17 protein-coding genes are annotated in these 16767 nt (G+C 70.0%); 8 read left to right on the top strand and 9 right to left on the bottom strand.

What is annotated here, in order from left to right:
• Positions 1–48: 48 nt before the first annotated feature.
• The 4 genes from gcvPA (at position 49) to AC07NG_RS06645 (ending at position 3949) form a co-directional block, all read left to right on the top strand.
• Positions 49–1392 (top strand): aminomethyl-transferring glycine dehydrogenase subunit GcvPA, encoded by a 1344-nt coding sequence (gcvPA, locus tag AC07NG_RS06630; RefSeq protein WP_494592821.1) that lies wholly within the window; start codon positions 49–51, stop codon positions 1390–1392.
• A complete protein-coding gene (gene gcvPB / locus AC07NG_RS06635) occupies positions 1389–2960 on the top strand; it encodes an aminomethyl-transferring glycine dehydrogenase subunit GcvPB (protein WP_494592823.1) in 1572 nt (523 codons plus the stop codon). Before gcvPA ends, gcvPB begins: the two co-directional genes overlap by 4 nt.
• Positions 2961–3092: 132 nt before the next feature.
• Positions 3093–3515, top strand: a complete 423-nt coding sequence (locus AC07NG_RS06640) for a hypothetical protein (RefSeq protein WP_110120041.1) — start codon at positions 3093–3095, stop codon at positions 3513–3515.
• Positions 3512–3949 carry a hypothetical protein gene (locus tag AC07NG_RS06645; RefSeq protein WP_494592825.1) on the top strand — a complete coding sequence of 146 codons (438 nt, stop codon included), beginning with the start codon at positions 3512–3514 and terminating at the stop codon, positions 3947–3949. The genes AC07NG_RS06640 and AC07NG_RS06645 overlap by 4 nt, the downstream gene beginning before the upstream one ends.
• A gap of 264 nt (positions 3950–4213) precedes the next feature.
• Here AC07NG_RS06645 and AC07NG_RS06650 read toward each other — a convergent pair whose 3' ends face one another.
• The 5 genes from AC07NG_RS06650 to AC07NG_RS06670 form a co-directional block, all read right to left on the bottom strand.
• Positions 4214–4720, bottom strand: a complete 507-nt coding sequence (locus AC07NG_RS06650) for a F0F1 ATP synthase subunit B (protein ID WP_110120042.1) — start codon at positions 4718–4720, stop codon at positions 4214–4216.
• 13 nt (positions 4721–4733) lie between these two features.
• The gene (locus AC07NG_RS06655; protein WP_110120043.1) at positions 4734–5267 is read right to left on the bottom strand and encodes a F0F1 ATP synthase subunit B family protein; all 534 of its coding nucleotides are present in this window, start codon (positions 5265–5267) and stop codon (positions 4734–4736) included.
• Positions 5268–5381: 114 nt separating this feature from the next.
• Positions 5382–5606, bottom strand: coding sequence for a F0F1 ATP synthase subunit C (locus tag AC07NG_RS06660; protein WP_108505567.1), 225 nt, complete (start codon positions 5604–5606; stop codon positions 5382–5384).
• Positions 5607–5654: 48 nt separating this feature from the next.
• Complete coding sequence (locus AC07NG_RS06665; RefSeq protein ID WP_110120044.1) at positions 5655–6413, bottom strand: F0F1 ATP synthase subunit A; 759 nt, start codon at positions 6411–6413, stop codon at positions 5655–5657.
• 5 nt (positions 6414–6418) lie between these two features.
• A complete protein-coding gene (locus AC07NG_RS06670; RefSeq protein WP_487292167.1) occupies positions 6419–6790 on the bottom strand; it encodes an AtpZ/AtpI family protein in 372 nt (123 codons plus the stop codon).
• Between the two features lie 316 nt (positions 6791–7106).
• On the opposite strand from AC07NG_RS06670, the gene AC07NG_RS06675 reads away from it, so the two are divergent.
• Positions 7107–7490, top strand: coding sequence for a DUF6481 family protein (locus AC07NG_RS06675; RefSeq protein WP_487292168.1), 384 nt, complete (start codon positions 7107–7109; stop codon positions 7488–7490).
• 103 nt (positions 7491–7593) lie between these two features.
• The gene (locus tag AC07NG_RS06680; RefSeq protein WP_494592830.1) at positions 7594–8385 is read left to right on the top strand and encodes a TSUP family transporter; all 792 of its coding nucleotides are present in this window, start codon (positions 7594–7596) and stop codon (positions 8383–8385) included.
• 165 nt (positions 8386–8550) lie between these two features.
• Here AC07NG_RS06680 and smc read toward each other — a convergent pair whose 3' ends face one another.
• From smc to AC07NG_RS06700, 4 genes are all read right to left on the bottom strand, one after another.
• Entirely contained in the window at positions 8551–11997 is a 3447-nt protein-coding gene (gene smc, locus AC07NG_RS06685; RefSeq protein WP_494592832.1) for a chromosome segregation protein SMC, read from the bottom strand.
• A 15-nt stretch (positions 11998–12012) separates the two neighbouring features.
• On the bottom strand, positions 12013–12621 hold the full coding sequence (locus AC07NG_RS06690) for a DsbA family protein (RefSeq protein WP_492855801.1): 609 nt from the start codon (positions 12619–12621) through the stop codon (positions 12013–12015).
• 2 nt (positions 12622–12623) lie between these two features.
• Entirely contained in the window at positions 12624–13247 is a 624-nt protein-coding gene (locus AC07NG_RS06695) for a DsbA family protein (RefSeq protein ID WP_110120050.1), read from the bottom strand.
• 109 nt (positions 13248–13356) lie between these two features.
• Entirely contained in the window at positions 13357–13905 is a 549-nt protein-coding gene (locus AC07NG_RS06700) for a DUF721 domain-containing protein (protein WP_487292073.1), read from the bottom strand.
• 62 nt (positions 13906–13967) lie between these two features.
• Between AC07NG_RS06700 and mutY the strand changes: the two genes are divergently transcribed.
• Together mutY and AC07NG_RS06710 are read left to right on the top strand one after the other, a co-directional pair.
• Entirely contained in the window at positions 13968–15020 is a 1053-nt protein-coding gene (gene mutY, locus AC07NG_RS06705) for an A/G-specific adenine glycosylase (RefSeq protein ID WP_492855803.1), read from the top strand.
• 245 nt (positions 15021–15265) lie between these two features.
• The gene (locus AC07NG_RS06710; protein ID WP_494592836.1) at positions 15266–16669 is read left to right on the top strand and encodes a glycoside hydrolase family 28 protein; all 1404 of its coding nucleotides are present in this window, start codon (positions 15266–15268) and stop codon (positions 16667–16669) included.
• Positions 16670–16767: the final 98 nt, after the last annotated feature.

Below are 16767 nucleotides of genomic sequence, written 5' to 3' on the forward strand. Positions count from 1 at the left end.
CATCCCCGACCCTTCCCCCATCGAGGGGGAAGGGAGCAGGAATTTCCCATGCGCTACCTCCCCCTGACCCCCGAAGACCGCGCCGACATGCTCGGCGTGATCGGCGCGGGCTCGATCGACGAACTGTTCGTCGACGTGCCGGCCGTCGCCCGCCGCAGCGAGCCTGTGGACCTGCCCCACCACGCCGGCGAGCTGGAAGTCGAGCGCGAGATGCTGCGCCTGTCGCGCCGCAACCGCTCGGCCGCCGAGGGGCCGTTCTTCGTCGGGGCCGGGGCCTATCGCCACCACGTGCCGGCCACGGTCGACCACATCATCCAGCGGTCGGAATTCCTGACCAGCTACACGCCCTACCAGCCGGAAATCGCCCAGGGCACGCTGCAGGTGCTGTTCGAGTTCCAGAGCCAGGTCGCCGCCCTGACCGGCATGGAGGTGGCCAACGCCTCGCTCTATGACGGCTCCACCGCCACGGCCGAGGCCGTGATGATGGCCCAGCGCGTCACCCGCAAGACCAAGGCCGTGCTGTCGGGCGGCGTCCACCCGCACTATGTCGGCGCGGTCGAGACCCTGGCCCACGCCGCCGGCGTGACCACCCTGCGCCTGCCGGCCGCCATCGACGCCGAGGACGCGGTGATCGCCGCGATCGACGCCGACACCGCCTGCGTCGTCGTCCAGACCCCCAACGTCTTCGGCACGGCCACCGACGTCAGCAAGATCGCCGAGGCGGCCCACGCGGCCGGCGCCCTGCTGATCGTGGTCACCACCGAGGCCGTCTCGTACGGTCTGCTGAAGTCGCCGGGCGCCATGGGCGCCGACATCGCCGTGGCCGAGGGCCAGTCGATCGGCAACGGCCTGAACTTCGGCGGCCCCTATGTCGGCCTCTTCGCCTGCAAGGAAAAGTTCGTCCGCCAGGCCCCCGGCCGCCTCTGCGGCGAGACCGTGGACGCCGACGGCAAGCGCGGCTTCGTCCTGACCCTGTCGACCCGCGAGCAGCACATCCGCCGCGACAAGGCCACGTCGAACATCTGCACCAACAGCGGCCTGTGCGCCCTGGCCTTCTCGATCCACATGAGCCTCTTGGGCGAGCAGGGCCTGCGCCAGCTGGCCTCGCTGAACCACCAGAAGGCGCTGGCCACGGCCAAGGCCCTGGCCGCCATTCCGGGCGTCGAGATCCTGACGCCCCGGTTCTTCAACGAGTTCGCCGTGCGCCTGCCCAAGGACGCCGCCGAGGTCGTCGAGACCCTGGCCGCCCACGGCGTCATCGCCGGCGTGCCCTATTCGCGGCTGGAGCCGGGCTCGGGCCTGGACGACGTGCTGCTGGTCGCGACCACCGAGACCACGCTCGACACCGACATCACCTTCTTCGCCAAGCTGCTGGCCGGAGCCGTCCAATGAGCATGAACAATGTCGGACGTCCCACTCGTCCCGAAGCTTCGAATGACGACGCCGGCTTTACCTCCCTGTCGGGCGGTCGCGGCCTGCTGCAGGACGAGCCGCTGATCTTCGAACTGGGCGGCTGGACCAAGACCGGCGTCGACCTGCCGGACGCCGTCGCTCCCGACAGCGCCCTGGCCGGCCTGACCCGCGACGACGCCATCGGCCTGCCGGGCCTGAGCGAGCCGGAAGCGGTGCGCCACTACGTGCGCCTGTCCCAGAAGAACCACGCCATCGACCTGGCGCTCTATCCGCTGGGCTCGTGCACGATGAAGCACAACCCGCGCCTCAACGAGAAGATGGCGCGCCTGCCGGGCCTGTCGGACATCCACCCGCTGCAGCCGCAGTCGACGGTGCAGGGCGCCATCGAGCTGATGGACAACCTGGCCCACTGGCTGAAGACCCTGACGGGCATGCCCGCCGTCGCCCTTTCACCCAAGGCCGGCGCTCACGGCGAACTCTGCGGCCTGCTGGCCATCCGCGCCGCCCACGAGGCGGCCGGCAACGGCCACCGCAAGACCGTGCTGGCCCCGACCAGCGCCCACGGCACCAACCCGGCCACGGCGGCCTTCTGCGGCTATACGGTCGTGGAAATCGCCCAGACCGACGACGGCCGCGTCGACCTCGCCGACCTGGAAGCCAAGCTCGGCGACCACGTGGCGGCGATCATGGTCACCAACCCCAACACCTGCGGCCTGTTCGAGCGCGACGTCGTCGAGATCGCCCGCCTGACCCACGCGGCGGGCGCGTACTTCTACTGCGACGGCGCCAACTTCAACGCCATCGTCGGCCGGGTGCGCCCGGGCGACCTGGGCGTCGACGCCATGCACATCAACCTGCACAAGACCTTCTCGACGCCCCACGGCGGCGGCGGTCCGGGCGCGGGTCCGGTGGTGCTGAGCGAGGCCCTGGCCCCGTTCGCCCCCACTCCGTGGGTGGTGCATGACGACGGCGGCTACAAGCTGATCGAGGAAGCCGAGGGCGTCGCCGCCCAGGCCTTCGGCCGGATGAGCGCCTTCCACGGCCAGATGGGCATGTATGTGCGCGCCTACGCCTACATGCTCAGCCACGGCGCCGACGGTCTGCGCCAGGTGGCCGAGGACGCGGTGCTGAACGCCAACTACATCAAGGCCCGTCTCAAGGACCTGATGAGCCCGGCCTTCCCCGAAGGTCCGTGCATGCACGAGGCGCTGTTCGACGACGCCTGGCTTGAAGGCACCGGCGTCACCACGCTCGATTTCGCCAAGGCGATGATCGACGAGGGCTTCCACCCGATGACCATGTACTTCCCGCTGGTGGTGCATGGCGCGATGCTGATCGAGCCGACCGAAACCGAGTCGAAGGCCGAACTCGACCGCTTCATCGAAGCCCTCCGTCTCCTCGCGGAATCGGCCAAGGCCGGCGAGGTCGCGCGGTTCAAGAACGCCCCGCACCTGGCCCCGCTGAAGCGCCTGGACGAGACCCTGGCGGCCCGAAAGCCGAAGTTGAAGTGGAAACCTGTTGCCCCCGCGCCACTCGCAGCGGAATAGGCGCAACACAGGCACGAAAGCGGAACGGGGCGCCTTTACGGAAGGGCGCCCCGTTTCCATATGCACCGTGTGGGAAGAGGGGGCCGGCGCTTTGTCGGAAACCGGCGGACCACATACCCCGTTCAGCCCCCCATGAACTTCGCCATCGCCATGACGCCCGTGCGCCTCTCCGCCGCCGACGAACTCGCCCGCGAGCTTCTCGGCCGGATTATTCGCGGCCTGCTGGTGGCTCTGGGCCTGGTGTTCATCGCCGCGGGTTTTCTGATCGCGCCCCTGCCCGGCCCCATGGGCGTGCCGCTGACGGTCATCGGCCTGATGCTGGTGCTGCGCAACTCGTTCAAGGCCCGCAAGCAGTTCGTGCGCTTCCAGCACGCCCACCCCAAGCTGGTCTTCCCGCTGCGCCGCCTGCTGCGTCGCGAGCCTGAAGTCGTGCTGGTGGCCTGGCAGCAGGTGCTGCGCATCGAAAAGCTGGTCGTGCCGCGCCGCTGGCGGGTGGCCAAGCGCTGGCGCAAGTCCTTCAAGCGCCGGGGCCAGGTCAACCCGCGCGGCCAGTGAGCCCCCGCGACCCCAGGGTCGTCCGTCGCCTGTCGAGCCTGCGCCGCAGGCGACTGGCCTTCGTCCTTCGTGAGACCCTGGCCCGCGTCGCGCGGCTGCTGCTGATCGCCCTGGGCTGCCTGATCCTGCTGGCCGGGGCCATCCTCACGCCCCTGCCCGGCCACGTCGGCCTGCCGCTGCTGGTCATCGGGCTGATGGTGGTGCTGCGCAACTCGTTCCAGGCCCGCCGCCGCTTCATCCGCTGGCAGAAGCGCCACCCCAAGCTGATCTTCCCGATCCGCCGCCTGATGCGCCGCGAGCCGGAGATCCTGCTGGTCGCCTGGCAGCAGCTGCTGCGGAGCGAGAAGGTGTTCCTGCGCCGGCCGGCCTGGCGCGTGCTGAAGCGGGGCCGGAAGGCTGTGCGGAAGTGGCTGAGGAAGCGAGCGGCCGCCTAGAAACCCTCTCTCTTTGAGAGAGGGAGGGGCCCGCCGCGCAGCGGTGGGAGGGTGAGAGGTTTCGCCGCTAACAGGCAAACCCCAAGCCCTATTCAAACCGCAGCTCTGACCACCGCGCCTCATCCGGAAAGAGTGTAACCTCTCACCCTCCCACGCCGATGGCGTGGGCCCCTCCCTCTCTCTCAGAGAGAGGGATCAAAGGACAAAAGAAAAAGGCGCGGCCCTTGCGAGCCGCGCCTTTCGATCTTCAGCCGTCCTGAAGGACTACTGCAGCTTGCTGCCGATCTGGCCGATGGCCGCGTCGAGCAGAGGGTCGGCGCCGGTTCCGACGCGGGCCAGGAGCACCGCCTCGGCCGCCTGGGCGGCGAGGTCGACGGCCGCGGCCTTGACGTCCGCGGCGGCCTGGGCCTCCGCCTGGGCGATCTTGCGCTCGGCCATTTGGGCGCGGCGCGTGATCTGCTCCTCGAGCTTTTCCTTGGCCTCGGCCGCCAGACGGACCGCGTCCGCCTTGGCCGCCTCGAGCATGGCCGAAGCCTGGCGCTCGGCTTCCTCGCGCTGGGCCTTGACCTCGGCGAGCAGGGCTTGCGCCTCCTCGCGGAGCTTCTGGGCTTCGTCGAGTTCGGCCTGGATCTTGGCGGCGTAGCCGTCAAGCGCGCCGAACAGGGCACCCGGCAGGACCTTCAGAACGACCAGCAGGCCGAAGAAGATCACCAGGGCGACCAGCACCCAGAACTCCGGGTTGGAGAAGCTGAACAGGGATTCGTGTTCCATGGTCCGCTACTCCTTAGGCCAGAGCCGTCTTGAGCTCGGCGGCCGAAGCCGCCTTGCCCGTCAGCTTCTCGACGATCGCGCCGGCCGTCTCCTCGGCCACCGTGCGGACGTGGCTCATGGCCTCGTCGCGGGCGGCCTGGATCGAGGCTTCCGCCGCGGCCAGCTTTTCGGCCAGCACGGCTTCTTCCTTGGCCTGGCGCTCGGCGGCTTGCGCCGAAGCCTGGGCCTTGGCGTCCGCCGCGGTCTTCTGGGCCTTGGCGCGAGCCTCGGCCACCTCGGCGGCGGCCGCGCGGGCCTGCACCTCGGCTTCGTCCTTCAGACGACGGGCGTCGGCGATGTCGCCGGCGATCTTGGCGCCGCGCTCGTCGATCGCGCCGCTGACGCGGGGCAGCAGGCCCTTCGACAGCACGATGTAGAGAACGGCGAAGATGAGCAGCAGCCAGACGATCTGACCGCCCCAGTGCTGGAACTGGAGCTGCGGAAGACCGCCGCTTTCGTGTCCGGGGGCTTCAGTCGTCGCGACCGTGCCGTGATTTTCCGTCGCCATGGGCGAGGGCGCCTCTCAGCTAGCGCCTGCGGCCCGAAACGGACGAGCAGGCTCGGTTCTTAAAGATCAAAGCGCGGCGAAGGCCGGGGACCGGCCGCCGCCGCGCTCAGAGGATTACGAGAAGAGGATCAGGAAGGCGATGACCAGGGCGAAGATGCCCAGGGCTTCCGTCAGCGCCATGCCGAGGAACAGCATCGGACGCTCTTGAGCGGCGGCGGTCGGGTTACGCAGCGCGCCTTGGAAATAGTTGCCGAACATGACGCCCAGGCCGATGCCCGCGCCGATCATGCCGAGCATGGCCAGGCCAGCGCCGATGTACTTAGCGGCTTCCGCTTCCATTGTGAGGCTCCTTGAGAATTCAGAGATAGGTTGAAGAGAAAAGGGTGATCAGTGGCTGTCGAGGTGCACGACGTCATTGATATAGACGCAGGCAAGCACCGCGAACACGAAGGCCTGCAGGAAGGCCACCATGAACTCGAGGGCCGTCAGGGCGACGACGGAGGAAAGGGCCAGCAGCGAACCGGCCCAGCCGATCGCGCCGAGACCGCCCAGGGCGATCACGAAACCGGCGAAGATCTTCAGCACCACGTGGCCGCCCAGCATGTTGCCGAAAAGACGAAGACCCAGGGTGATCGGACGGATCAGGAACGACAGGATCTCGATCGGCACCAGTAGGAAGTACAGCGGCCACGGCACGCCCGACGGCGCGAACAGCTTGAAGAACTTCAGGCCGTTCTTGGCGAAGCCGACGGCGACCACGGTCAGGATGACCATCAGGCCCAGGGTCAGGGTCACGGCCAGCTGCGAGGTGGCGGTGAACACCAGGAACATGCCCTGCAGGTTCATGAACAGCACGAACGCGAACAGGGTGAAGATGAAGGGCAGGAACTTCTTGCCGTCGTGGCCGATGATCGACTCGGCCAGGCCGTCGACCAGTCCATAGAGCATCTCGCCCACGGTCTGCAGGCGGCCCGGAACCACGGCGCGGCGGGCGGCGACGGCGTAGAACGCCACGACCAGGGTCGCGGCCAGCAGCATCGCGGCCACCGAATTGGTGATCGACAGATCGATCGGAAGACCGAAGACGTTCACGGTGGGCAGTTCCACGACCTTCTGGATCTGGAACTGGTGCATCGGATCGGCCATCGGCCCTAGTCTCTCTTCTGTTTGGGGGCGGTGGACCCGCCTCCCGTGTGTACATCCTCGGCCTGGGCCTTGGACGCCTGCGCGCTCAGTTTCGTCGCCTTGCGGACGACGGAGAATATCGCGAGACCGGTTCCGACCAGCAGACCGCCGATCATTCCCCAGGGCCCCGTACCGACGTAGTGGTCGAGCAGCCAGCCGAAGCCCAGCCCCACCAGAACGCCCCCGATCAAATCCGCCAGGAGGCGATAGCCGTCCTGGGAAGCCTTCTCGTCCGCCGCCTTGGCGGGTTTTTCCGCCGCCTTCCGCGCCTCGAAAGCGTCGAGCCGAGCGTCCAGGCTCTTGAAAGCCTCGTCGTTCGGTTCGTCGGCCTTGGGCATGGGAAGCGGTCAGGTCCGAAAGCGCCCGCAGACGCGCCTGAAGAAGGCGCTTTTTCGGCCGGCTTGATCGCGGCGGAACCTATAGGGCGCGCTGCGGTGCGTCAAGATTGTGGAGAAACTGCACAAGGCACTGTTTTGACGGGGGAATTTCCGCAGGGTCAGCCAATCCGCGGAATCTGGGTCTCCGGGACGGCCCCGCCGCTGGCGATACCCCCGGCGCGCGACGATCCGTCCGACGAAGAGCGTGGCGGCTCCAATTGCTTTTTTCGCCGTTTTGGGGTTTAGGAGGCGCGCCTCTCCAACAGCACGAAGATTCATGTCCTACCTGAAGAACACCGGATTCGCCGATCGCATCACCGCCCAGCAGGAAGCCAAGAAGGCTATGCTGGCCAAGTTCAAGCCGAAGGCCACCGTTCAGGATCCTGATTTCGACAAGCGCGATGAACAACGCGCCGCCGAGCTGGAAGCCGTTCGCGTCGCCCGCGCCGAAGCCAAGGAAATCGCCCGCCTCGAAGCCCTGGCCCGCCAGGAAGAGATCGCGGCCGTCAAGCGCGCCGAGCGTAAGGAACGCAAGGCTGTCGAAGCCGCCGAGCAACGCGTCCGCAAGGAAGAAAAGGCCGCGGCCCGCGAAGAGCTGAAGGCCCTGGGCCGCAACAGCAAGGCCTCGCGCGCCCACCAGTGGGCCCACCTGATCGGCTGATCCGAACGATGGGGAGACGTGCTATCGGCCGCCTCCCCTTCCTTCACCCGCCGCCTGCCGCCGCCCGGCTCCCGGGCGGCTTTTCGCGTTTGTAGGGATCGCCATGGAACATCTGAGCGTCCAACTGCTCGTCATCCTGTTCGGCGTGGCCTTCGTGGCCGGAACCCTGGACGCCATCGCCGGCGGCGGCGGCCTGATCACCCTGCCGGCTCTGCTGCTTTCCGGCCTGCCGCCGATCGCGGCCCTGGGCACCAGCAAGCTGCAGAGCACCTTCGGCTCGGTCTCGGCCACCCGGGCCTTCGCCAAGCGCGGCCTGATCGACTGGAAGACCGCCTGGCCGATCGCCCTGGCGGCGGGCCTGGCCGGCCTGGCCGGCGCACTGTGCGCCAGCCTTCTTTCGCCGCGCGCCTTAGCGGCGCTCGTGCCTGTATTGCTGATCGTCATCGCCGTCTATTTCGGCCTGTCCAAGGCCCTGAAGGCCGAGGACGGCCCGGCCCGCCTGGCCCTGCCGGTGTTCGCCGGCTTCGTCGCGCCGATCGTCGGCTTCTATGACGGCATCTTCGGCCCGGGCGCGGGGGCCTTCTACATGGTCGCCATCGTCACCCTGCTCGGCTACGGCGTGCTGAAGGCCACCGCCCACACCAAGCTGGCCAACGCCGCCAGCAATGTCGGGGCGCTGGCGCTGTTCATCCTCAAGGGCGCGGTGATCTGGCCGATCGGCCTGGCCATGGCCGTCGGCGCCTTCCTCGGCGCCCAGCTGGGCTCGCGCCTGGCGGTGCGGTTCGGGGCGCGACTTATCAGGCCGCTGCTGGTGACGATCTCCTGCGCCATGGCGATCAAGCTGCTGGCCGATCCGAACAATCCGCTGCGGCATGCGGTGGCCGCCCTCTTCTGATCCCTCTCCCCCTGCGGGAGAGGGTGGCCTCCGAAGGAGGTCGGGTGAGGGGTCGAAAATCGGCGCCGCTTCGCCCAGCCGTCAGATCAGACGCAGCGGAAAGATCTGAGAGACCCCTCATCCGTCGGCCTTCGGCCGCCACCTTCTCCCGCAAGGGGAGAAGGATTATTGCGCCGCGACCAGCTCCTCGGCGGTGCTCAGATCCACGCTCACCAGCTGGCTCACCCCGCGCTCGGACATGGTCACGCCGAACAGGCGGTCCATCCGGCTCATGGTCACCGGATTGTGGGTGATGGCGATGAAGCGCGTAAGCGTCCGGCGGCGCATCTCGTCGAGCATGTTGCAGTAGCGATCGACATTGGCGTCGTCGAGCGGCGCGTCGACTTCGTCCAGCACGCAGATCGGGGCCGGATTGGCCAGGAAGACGCCGAAGATCAGGGCGCTGGCCGTCAGGGCCTGCTCGCCGCCGCTCATCAGGCTCATGCTGGCCAGGCGCTTGCCGGGCGGACAGGCGAAGATCTCCAGCCCCGCTTCGAGAGGATCGTCGCTCTCGATCAGCCGCAGCTCAGCCTGGCCGCCGCCGAACAGGGCCTGGAAGAGGGTCTGGAAGTGGCCGTTGATCACGTCGAAGGCCGCCAGGAGACGTTCTCTGCCCTCGGCGTTCAGCTCCTCGATGCCGTCACGCAGCTTGGCCACCGCGCCCGACAGGTCGGCCCGCTCGATACGCATGGTCTCCAGCCGGCCGGCATATTCCTGGGCCTCTTCCTCGGCCCGCAGGTTCACCGCGCCGATGGCGTCGCGCTCGCGCTCCAGGGCGAACAGGTGGGCCTCGACGCCGGCGGCGTCCTTCGGCACGGCCACGGCCTCGCCGGCCAGATGCCGGCCCAGGGCCTCGGGCTCCATGCGGGCGCTCTCGCGGATGTTCGAGGCGATCTCGGCGAAGCGTTCGCGGGCCCCGTCCAAGCGGGCGACCAGCGCGGCTCGGCGCTCGCGGGCCTCGCCGGCGGCCTGGTCGGCGGCGCGAGCGGCGCGGTCGGCGGCGATGCGGGCGGTTTCCGCGGCCTCCAGGGCGTCGCTGGCCTTGGCCCGGCGCTGCTCGGCGGCGTCGAACTGATCGACCAGCACCAGCAGCTTGGCCTCCAGCTCGGCCGGGGCGGCGCGGGCGGCCTCCAGGGCGGCGGCGGCCTTGGCGCGATCGACTTCCAGGCCCTCGGCGCGCTTGGCGGCGGCGTCGCGGCGGCGGGTCCAGTCGCCGAGGTCGCGCTCCAGGCTCTCGACGCGGCGCTGGCGGCCCGAGCGTTCGCGGTTCTCAAGATCGAGGGCCGAGCGGGCGGCGGCGGCGGCTTCACGGGCGGCGGTCGCGGCCTGGCGGGCGGCCAGCAGCTGCGGGGCCAGGTCGCCGACGCTTTCAGCGGCCGCGTGTTCGGCGCGGACGCCGGCAAGCGCCTCGTCGGCCTCGGCGCGCTCGGCCTCGAAGCGGGCGATGGTGTCGTCCAGCGACTGAGCGCGGGCCTCGCGCTGGGCGGCCTCGCGCTCGAAGCGGGCCACGGTCTCGCGGGCCTGGTTCAGCAGGCGCTCGGCGTCGGGCGGACCCCGGCGCTTGTCGCGCAGGGCGTCTTCGGCGGCGCGCAGGCGGTCGGCGGCGGTCTTCAGGGCGGCGGCCCCGGCCTCGGCGCGCGGGGCGACGAGATCGATCTCGGCCTCGACCTCGGCCAGGCGCGTGCGCTGCTCCAGCCGCACGGCGGCGGGCTTGGGCGCGTCGGCCTTGGCGACGAAGCCGTCCCAGCGCCACAGGTCGCCTTCCTTGGAGACGAGCCGCGCCCCGACCGGCAGACCCTTGGCCAGGCGCTCGCCGTCGGCGCGCTCGACCAGGCCGACCATGGCCAGGCGCGCGGCCAGCTCGGCCGGGGCCTTGACCAGCGGCGCCAGCGGCTGGACGCCGTCGGGCCAGGCGGTCGCCGGCGTCTCCGCCCCGGCCCAGTGCGAAGGCGCGCGAGCGTCGAGGGCGGCTTCCAGATCATCGCCCAGGGCGGCGGCCAGGGCCGCGCCATAGCCTTTGTCGGGCGTCACCGCGTCGAGGGCGGGCGAGAAGCCGCTCTTGGCGCGCGGCGCGGTCAGTTGGGCCAGGCCCCGCGCTTCGGTGCGCAGGCGGCCCAGCTGGTCCTCGGCCTTGCGGGCCAGATCGCGAGCCGCGCCCTCGGCCTGGGCGGCCGTCATGCGTTCGGCTTCGGCGGCCTCCAGGGCGGCGCGGGCGGCGGCGAGCGCGGCCTCGGCGTTGGCGAAACGCTGGCGGGCCTCGGCGGCGGCGGGATCGACGGCCGGACCGACCGCGGCGCGTTCGGCCTTGGCCTGATCCAGGGCGCGGACGGTGCGGGCCAGCCGGCTCTCGGCCTCGGCCAGGCGCTGGGCGACGGCGCGGGCGCGGGCCTCTTCCGCGGCGGTCTGGGCGGCCAGGCGCTCGACGGCGCCGTCGGCTTCGGCGCGGGCGGCCTCGGCGGCCTTGGCCGCGGCTTCCAGTTCGGGACCGCGTTCGGGCGCGGCGGAAATCAGGGCGCGCACCTCGGCCAGTTCCGGCTCGATGCGGGCGAGACTGCGACCGGCGTCCTCGGCGGCCTGCTCCTCGCGGGCGCGGTCCTCGTCGATGCGGGCCAGATCGGCCGACAGGCGCTGGAACTCGGCGGCGGCGGCGGCGGCGTCGCGCTCGGCCCGGTCCTTCTGGATCGCCAGCTGGCCCAGCACGGCCTGGGCGATCGTCGCCTCCTCGCGCAGGGGCGGCATGGCGGTTTCGGCCTCGACGATCGCGCCCTGGCCGGCGGCGGCGGCGCGGGCGGTGTCCTCGACGTCGCGGATCGCCTGGGTGGCCTCGGCCTGGGTGCGCTCCAGCGCATCGCGGGCCTCGGTCCAGCGGGCGAACAGCACCGCGCCCTGCACGGCGCGGATCTCGGTCGACAGGCGGCGGTACTTCTCGGCCTGGCGCGCCTCGCGCTTGAGGCGGTTCAGCGCCGTCTCCAGCTCGCGGGCCACGTCTTCCAGGCGGGTAAGATTGGTCTCGGCCGCCCGCAGGCGCAGCTCGGCCTCGTGGCGGCGAGTGTGGAGGCCCGAAACCCCGGCCGCCTCTTCCAGGATGCGGCGGCGGTTCTGCGGCTTGGCCCCGATCAGCTCGCTGATCTGGCCCTGGCGCACCAGGGCCGGCGAGTTGGCGCCGGTCGAGGCGTCGGCGAACAGCAGCTGGACGTCACGGGCCCGCACCTCGCGCCCGTTGATGCGGTAGGTCGAGCCGGCCCCGCGGTCGATGCGGCGCACGACCTCCAGCACCGGATCGTCGTTGAACGCGGCCGGGGCGGTGCGGTCGGCGTTGTCGATGGTCAGGGTGACGTCGGCGTGGTTGCGCGGCGGCCGATTGCCCGATCCGGCGAAGATCACGTCGTCCATGCCGCCGGCCCGCATGGCCTTGGCGGAGTTGGCGCCCATCACCCAGCGCAGGGCTTCCAGCAGGTTGGACTTGCCGCAGCCGTTGGGCCCGACGATGCCCGTCAGGCCAGGCTCGATCCTGAACTCCGTCGGCTCGACGAAGGACTTGAAGCCGGAAAGGCGCAGACGCTGGAACTGCACGGCCGCGCCCGCCCGCTAGCCCTTCAGGGCCTTGTCGACGGCCTTGGCCAGGTCTTCCACCGTCAGCTCGCCGACGAATTCCTCGCCGTTGATGTAGAAGGTGGGCGTGGAGTTGATCCCGCGCTTGGCGGCCGCCTCGACGCGGGCGTTCAGCGCGGCGAGCGCGGGCTTGTCGTTGAGGGTCGCCTCCAGCTGCGCCTCGGTCAGGCCGAACCGCTTGGCCACGCCCAGCAGCCCGCCCCAGTAGTCGCCGGTCTGGAACATGTCGTGCTGGGCCGCGAAGATCGCCTCGACCGCCTCGAAATAGCGGGCCGGCGGCACGCGGTTGGCCAGCAGGAAGCCCGCGCCGGCCAGGTCGGCGGGCGGGGTCAGGAATTCGCGGAACACCAGCCGGGCCTTGCCCGTGTCGATGTAGCGCTTCTTGATCGCCGGCATGATCTCGAGCGCGGTATGGGCGCAGTGGCTGCAGCTCATCGAGGCGTACTCGACGATCTGCACCTTGGCCTTGACCGAGCCCATGACGTGGTCGCCGGGCAGGGGCGGCATCTGGGCGGCGCGCGCCAGGCCGGGCATGGCCGCGACGGCCATGCCTGAAACGATCAGCGCGCGCCGGTCCAGGGTCATGCTTACTTGCTCGCCGCGGCGATGGCGGCGTCCAGCTGGGCCAGCGGGGCCTCGCCGCCTTCTTCGTTCAGCTTCTTGCCGTTGATGACGAAGGTCGGGGTGCCCTTGATGTCGGTTTCCTTGGAGTAGCGCTCGATGCGGTCGTTGAGCGCCTTCAGGGCCTTCTCGTCGCTGACGCAGGCGTCGAACTTGGCTTCGTCCAGGCCGGCCGACTGGGCGATGCGCAGCAGCACGTCGCGGTACTGGCCGGTGGTGAACATCTCTTCCTGCGAGCGGTAGACCGAATCCAGGACCGAGAAATACTTGTCCTTGCCGGCGCAGCGGGCCAGCAGGAACGAGGCGGCGGCCACCTGCGGCGGAGCGGTCAGGAACTCGCGGTAGACGTAGTTCACCTTGCCGGTGTCGATGTACTTCTGCTTGAAGGCCGGGAAGACCTCCTCGTTCCAGCGGGCGCAGTGCACGCAGGAGGCCGAGGCGTACTCGATGACGGTGACCTTGGCGTTCGGGTTGCCCAGGCTCATGTCGTCGGCCGTGACGGCGCCGCCCGACTTGTTGCAGGCGGAAAGGCCGGCGACGCCGGCGACGAGGGCTGCGGCCAGCAGGATCCGGCGAAGGGGCGAGCGCATGGTCGGGTCTTCCTCGAACGTGAATAGTAGAGTTAAGCGCGATTCTTTATCGGCATGAAAATGGCGCGCTTGAGGCTTGGAGCGCATCAGCGTGAACGCGCGCAGGTTGTCAACTTTCGTTGCGCAGCACGCCTCGACCAAGCTTCAGCAGCGCCTCTTTCAGCGGCCCCTCGGGCTGGTCGACCAGGCTGTTGGCCAGGTCGCGCTCCTGGGCGGCGTCGAGCGGCGGGCGGCGGCGCGGACGCGGCGGAGCGCTGGCGGCGGCCCCGGCGACGCGCACCGGTCCCTGCACGATCCGCAGACGGGTGACCGCGCCCTTGCCCAGCAGCAGGTCGAGACGCTGGGTGATCTGCGGGGCCTGGTGCTGGATCAGCGAGGCCACGGGGCCGTCGACCCGCAGCTCCAGCGTGCCGCCCTCGCCGGTGCGGCTCTTGATGATGCGGACCGGCTCGGTGCGGCGGGCCAGGGTGTCGCCGACGATTTCCTTCCAGCGGGCCTGCAGCGCGCCCGGGCCCTGGCCGTACTTCTTGTCCAGTTCGCGGATCAGCGGGGCCAGGCTCTTGCCGGCCGGCGGCGGCACGCGCATCGGCGGCCGGGTGCGGCGGCGCGACAGGATCTTCAGCGCTTCGTCGGCCGTGGGCAGCGTGCGGCGGTACATGCGCGAAAGCCTAGCACGCCCCCTCTCCCCTCGCGCGCGCGGATTTGCGATAGGAGGCGACAATGACCGACGTCGCCGCGATCCGCTCCGCACTTCTGGCCTGGTACGACCGCGAGGCCCGCGTCCTGCCCTGGCGAACCGGCCCCGTCGCCGGGCGCATGGGGCTGCGCAGCGATCCCTACCGCGTCTGGCTGTCGGAGGTGATGCTGCAGCAGACCACCGTGCCGCACGCCACGCCCTATTTCCTGGTCTTCACCCAGCGCTGGCCCACGGTCGAGGCCCTGGCGGCCGAGGAGGACGGCGCGCTGATGGGGGCCTGGGCGGGACTGGGCTACTACGCCCGCGCCCGCAACCTGCTGGCCTGCGCCCGCGCGGTCGCCAATGACCACGGCGGCGTCTTTCCCGACACCGAAGAAGGCCTGCTGGCCTTGCCGGGGGTGGGCGCCTACACCGCCGCGGCCGTGGCGGCGATCGCCTTCGACCGCAAGGCCAATGTGGTCGATGGCAATGTCGAACGGGTGATGGCGCGCCTCTTCGCGGTCGAGGCCCCCGTGCCCGACGCCAAGCCCGAACTGAAGCGCCTGGCCGGCGAACTGGTCACCGACGAGCGTCCCGGCGACTGGGCCCAGGCCCTGATGGATCTGGGCGCAACGATCTGCAAGCCCAAGGCCCCGCTGTGCGACCGCTGCCCGGTCGAGACCTTCTGCGCGGCCAAGGCCGGCGGCGCGCCCGAGACCTATCCGCGCAAGACCAAGAAGGCCGACCGGCCCCGCCGCCACGGCGTGGCCTATGTGGTCAGCCGCCGGGGCGAGACGGCCCTGGTGCGGCGTCCGGACAAGGGCCTGCTGGGCGGGATGCTGGGCCTGCCGACCTCCGACTGGCGAGATCGTCCGTGGTCGGATGATGAGGCGATCCGCGTCGCGCCGATCCTGGCGCCGTGGCGTGATCTGGGCGCGGTGGAGCACGTCTTCACCCACTTCTCCCTGACCCTGCGGGTGCTGGTCACCGAGGCCGACGTCGCCGGCGACTTCGTCTGGACCCCGCACGAGGGGCTGTCGGCGCTGCCGAGCGTGTTCCTGAAGGCCGCGCGGGCGGGACTGGAACGGCTCGTTTAGATCCCTCTCCCCTTGCGGGAGAGGGTGGCCCGCGCAGCGGGTCGGGTGAGGGGTCTCTCAGACCTCGACGCTGCAGGCTGGGCGAGGCGGTTTTCTTTTGAGAGACCCCTCATCCGTCGGCCTTCGGCCGCCACCTTCTCCCGCAAGGGGAGAAGGATCATTTCTCAAATATTGACTTCATGTCCCATCATGCGAGCAATGCCCCATCACGGGCGCGCTCGACGCCCGGCTCTGGGAGACGCGGCATGGGCATCCACCTTCCGACCCGACGGACGGCGCTGGCGGCCGGCCTGGTCGCGCCGCTGATCCCGGGCCTGGCTCTCGCCAAGCCCTTCCCCCGCAAGCTCGTCCGCCCGACCGCGCCGTTCGACATGCCCGGCATCGGCGTGCCCGACTTCTCCAGCGCCCGGCGCTTTGCCATCACCGACTTCGGCGCCGACCAGGGCGACCAGAGCAGGACGAGCGCCGCCATCGCCACGGCGATCACGGCCGCCAACGCCGCCGGCGCGGGCGTGGTGGTGATCCCCGAGGGAACCTGGCCGACCGGCAAGGTGCACCTGAAGAGCAACGTCGCCCTGCACCTGGCCAAGGGCGCGACCCTGCTGTTCTCGGAAAAGCCCGCCGACTACCTGCCCGCCGTCCAGACCACCTGGGAGGGGCTGGAGTGCTGGAACTATTCGCCGCTGGTCTACGCCTTCGACTGCGAGAACGTGGCGATCACCGGCCCCGGCAGGCTGAAGGCCAGGCTCGACGTCTGGAAGGTCTGGTACGCGCGGCCCAAGCCGCACATGGACGCCCTGGTCGCGCTCTATCACAAGGCCGCCAGGGGCGAGCCGGTGAACGAGCGCCAGATGGCGGCCGGCGAGGCCAATCTCCGCCCGCAGTTCGTGCAGTTCATCCGCTGCCGCCACGTGCTGGTCGAGGACGTCAGCATCGAGGACAGCCCGTTCTGGGAGATCCACCCCTTCCTCTGCACCGACGTCGTCATCCGCCGGGTGAAGATCCGCGCCCACGGCCACAACAACGACGGCGTCGATCCGGAGATGAGCCGGAACGTGCTGATCGAGGACTGCGTCTTCGACCAGGGCGACGACGCGGTGTCGGTGAAGTCGGGCCGCGACCAGGACGCCTGGCGCCTGGGCGCGCCCACCCGCAACGTCGTCATGCGCGACTGCCAGATCAAGAACGGCCACCAGTTGCTGGCTGTCGGCAGCGAGCTTTCGGCCGGGATCGAGAACGTCTTCGTCGACAACTGCCACTTCACCGGCGATGGAAAGGGCGAGGACGGCTGGGCCGTGCCGATCGCCAACCTGATGTTCGTCAAGACCAACGAGCGGCGCGGCGGCTTCGTCCGCAACATCCACATGACCAATGTCAGCGCCACGAAGATCGCCGGCAGCGTGCTCGCGGTCGACACCGACGTCCTCTACCAGTGGCGCACCCTGGTCCCGACCTACGAGCGGCGGCTGACGGCGATCGAGGGCCTGCGGGTCAGCGACGTCCGGGTCGAGGAGGCCGGATCCGTCTGCCGCATCAAGGGCGAGAAGGACCTGCCCGTACGCGACGTGCGGCTGCGCAGGGTGGCGGTGGGCAAGGTGCTGGAAGAGCGCGTGAAAACCGAAAACGTCGAGGGTTTTTCCACCACCTGATCCTTCTCCCCTTGCGGGAGAAGGTGGCGGCCGAAGGCCGACGGATGAGGGGTCTCTCAAAAGCAAAACGCCGCGACAGCCGATCAGCTGTCGCGGCG

The organism is Caulobacter sp. GW821-FHT10C03 (assembly GCF_059415485.1).

Excerpts from the sequence above, each read along its gene's own strand:
- AC07NG_RS06690 (WP_492855801.1), bottom strand. The coding sequence starts at position 12,621 with ATGACCCTGGACCGGCGCGCGCTGATCGTTTCAGGCATGGCCGTCGCG.
- AC07NG_RS06650 (WP_110120042.1), bottom strand. The coding sequence starts at position 4,720 with ATGGAACACGAATCCCTGTTCAGCTTCTCCAACCCGGAGTTCTGGGTG.
- AC07NG_RS06640 (WP_110120041.1), top strand. The coding sequence starts at position 3,093 with ATGAACTTCGCCATCGCCATGACGCCCGTGCGCCTCTCCGCCGCCGAC.
- AC07NG_RS06710 (WP_494592836.1), top strand. The coding sequence starts at position 15,266 with ATGGGCATCCACCTTCCGACCCGACGGACGGCGCTGGCGGCCGGCCTG.
- AC07NG_RS06680 (WP_494592830.1), top strand. The coding sequence starts at position 7,594 with ATGGAACATCTGAGCGTCCAACTGCTCGTCATCCTGTTCGGCGTGGCC.
- gcvPA (WP_494592821.1), top strand. The coding sequence starts at position 49 with ATGCGCTACCTCCCCCTGACCCCCGAAGACCGCGCCGACATGCTCGGC.
- AC07NG_RS06670 (WP_487292167.1), bottom strand. The coding sequence starts at position 6,790 with ATGCCCAAGGCCGACGAACCGAACGACGAGGCTTTCAAGAGCCTGGAC.
- AC07NG_RS06700 (WP_487292073.1), bottom strand. The coding sequence starts at position 13,905 with ATGTACCGCCGCACGCTGCCCACGGCCGACGAAGCGCTGAAGATCCTG.
- AC07NG_RS06655 (WP_110120043.1), bottom strand. The coding sequence starts at position 5,267 with ATGGCGACGGAAAATCACGGCACGGTCGCGACGACTGAAGCCCCCGGA.
- AC07NG_RS06660 (WP_108505567.1), bottom strand. The coding sequence starts at position 5,606 with ATGGAAGCGGAAGCCGCTAAGTACATCGGCGCTGGCCTGGCCATGCTC.
- AC07NG_RS06665 (WP_110120044.1), bottom strand. The coding sequence starts at position 6,413 with ATGGCCGATCCGATGCACCAGTTCCAGATCCAGAAGGTCGTGGAACTG.
- AC07NG_RS06675 (WP_487292168.1), top strand. The coding sequence starts at position 7,107 with ATGTCCTACCTGAAGAACACCGGATTCGCCGATCGCATCACCGCCCAG.
- AC07NG_RS06695 (WP_110120050.1), bottom strand. The coding sequence starts at position 13,247 with ATGCGCTCGCCCCTTCGCCGGATCCTGCTGGCCGCAGCCCTCGTCGCC.
- gcvPB (WP_494592823.1), top strand. The coding sequence starts at position 1,389 with ATGAGCATGAACAATGTCGGACGTCCCACTCGTCCCGAAGCTTCGAAT.
- mutY (WP_492855803.1), top strand. The coding sequence starts at position 13,968 with ATGACCGACGTCGCCGCGATCCGCTCCGCACTTCTGGCCTGGTACGAC.